At 69.2% G+C, this 2,007-nt stretch carries 3 protein-coding genes; all 3 read left to right on the forward strand.

Translation table 11 applies throughout. From position 1 onward, the window contains the following. The coding region (locus tag VFX99_RS00980; protein WP_329664453.1) for a DegT/DnrJ/EryC1/StrS family aminotransferase at positions 1-763 on the forward strand (763 nt) is incomplete at its 5' end. Beyond that, positions 760-1,386 (forward strand): NeuD/PglB/VioB family sugar acetyltransferase, encoded by a 627-nt coding sequence (locus VFX99_RS00985; RefSeq protein ID WP_329664454.1) that lies wholly within the window; start codon positions 760-762, stop codon positions 1,384-1,386. The genes VFX99_RS00980 and VFX99_RS00985, both read left to right, overlap by 4 nt. Continuing rightward, the coding region (locus VFX99_RS00990; protein ID WP_329664455.1) for a DegT/DnrJ/EryC1/StrS family aminotransferase at positions 1,383-2,007 on the forward strand (625 nt) is incomplete at its 3' end. The genes VFX99_RS00985 and VFX99_RS00990, both read left to right, overlap by 4 nt.

The following is a 2,007-nucleotide window of genomic DNA, read 5'->3' on the forward strand; positions in this document are numbered from 1 at the left end:
CGACCAGGGTGGCGTGCCGGTGGATCTGGATGACATCCGCGCCGTGACGGACCCGCTGGGCATCGTCGTCGTCGAGGATGCCGCGTGCGGGGCCGGCTCGACGTACAAAGGTCGCCCGGTGGGCGCCGGCGCTGACATCGCGGCCTGGTCGTTCCATCCGCGCAAGCTGCTGACGACGGGGGAGGGCGGCATGATCACGACCCGGCGCGAGGACTGGGCCGCCCGCGCACGCCACCTGCGTGAGCACGCGATGAGCGTCTCGGCAGCGGACCGGCATGTCTCGGTTCTGCCGCCCGCAGAGGAATACAGCGAGATGGGCTTCAACTTCCGGATGACCGACCTGCAGGCGGCGGTGGGAATCGTGCAGCTGGGGCGGCTGCCCGAGATCGTGGCGCGGCGGCGCGAGATCGCACAGACCTACCAGCGCGCGATCGCCGACATCCCGGGACTTCGGGCCGTGACCGATCCGGCGTACGGCACCGGCAATTATCAGTCCTTCTGGATCGAGGTGCAGGACACCTATCCGACCGATCGCGACGGGCTGCTCGAAGCACTCGCTCGCGCGGACATCTCCGCCCGCCGGGGCATCATGGCGTCGCACCGGCACGCACCGTACCGCGACCTGACGCCGGAGCGGGGCCTCCCGATCACCGAGCGCCTCAACGACGACACGATCATCCTGCCCGTCTTCCACACCCTGTCGGATGCAGATCAGGAGCGCGTGATCGCCGTACTGCGCGCACCGGGGAGCGCAGCCCGGTGACCGAGGGTCTGCTTCTGGTGGGTGCGAGCGGTTTGGCGCGAGAGATCCTCGCCGCAGGGATCACCGGCGTGGTCGGGTTCGTCGACGACAACGCGGAACTGCACGGGACCGACGTCGCCGGCATCCCCGTGGTCGGAACCGTCGACGACGCGGTGACGCGCGACGAGGCGCTTCTGGTCTGCGTGGGCCCCAGCGGCGTCCGTCGGAACGTGGTGCGCCGCCTCCTGAAGGCCGGTGTGCCCGAAGCGCGGTTCGCGACGTACGTCGCGCGTTCGGCGCGGATCGGCCGGACCAGCACCGTGAAAGCCGGCAGCATCCTCTTGGACGGCGTCGTCGTCACTGCGGATACGTCGATCGGCCGTCACGTGGTCGCGATGCCCAACTGCGTCATCACGCACGACTGCATTCTGGAGGATTTCACGACCCTCGCCGCCGGCGCTGCCATCGGTGGATTCGCACGCATTCACGAAGCGGCATATATCGGCATGAATGCCTCCGTGCGGCAGAGCGTCGTCATCGGAACCGCCGCCACCATCGGGATGGGGGCGGTCGTTCTCGGCGACGTCCCGCACGATCAGACCTGGGCAGGCGTGCCCGCTCGACAGCTGGAGGTGACGCCTTGACCACCACCCTGCCTCCCACCGGCCTGCATTCACGGCGGGCCCAGGTAGTCGACGTGCCGTTCCTCGACCTCGCCGCCCAGCAGGCCGAGATCGTCGACGAGGTCATGCCGGTGTGGCGCGCACAACTCGAGTCCGCCGGATTCATCGGCGGGGTCGAGGTCGACGCGTTCGAGCAGGAGTTCGCCGACTACATCGGCGTGGAGCATGTCGTCGGCGTCTCCAACGGAACCGACGCCCTCGAGCTCGCCTACCGCGCCGTCGGCATCAGCGCGGGCGATGAGGTCATCGTCCCTGCGAACACCTTCATCGCCACCGCCGAAGCCGTGTCCCGCATCGGCGCGGTGCCCGTCTTCGTGGATGTCGATGACGACTACCTCCTCATCGATCCCGACGCAGTCGAAGCCGCGATCACCGAGCGCACCCGCGCGATCGTTCCCGTGCACCTGTTCGGGCAGACGGCCCCGATGGATCGGATCACACCGATCGCCCGCGCGCACGACCTCGTGGTCATCGAAGATTCGGCGCAGTCGCAGGGCGCGTCCTCCACCGTGGGTCGCGCGGGGGCCCTCTCGCGCGTGGCGGCGACCAGCTTCTACCCGGGCAAGAACCTCGGGGCGGCAG

Source organism: Microbacterium sp., from assembly GCF_036277215.1.
In the GTDB taxonomy this organism is placed as follows: Bacteria; Actinomycetota; Actinomycetes; order Actinomycetales; family Microbacteriaceae; genus Microbacterium.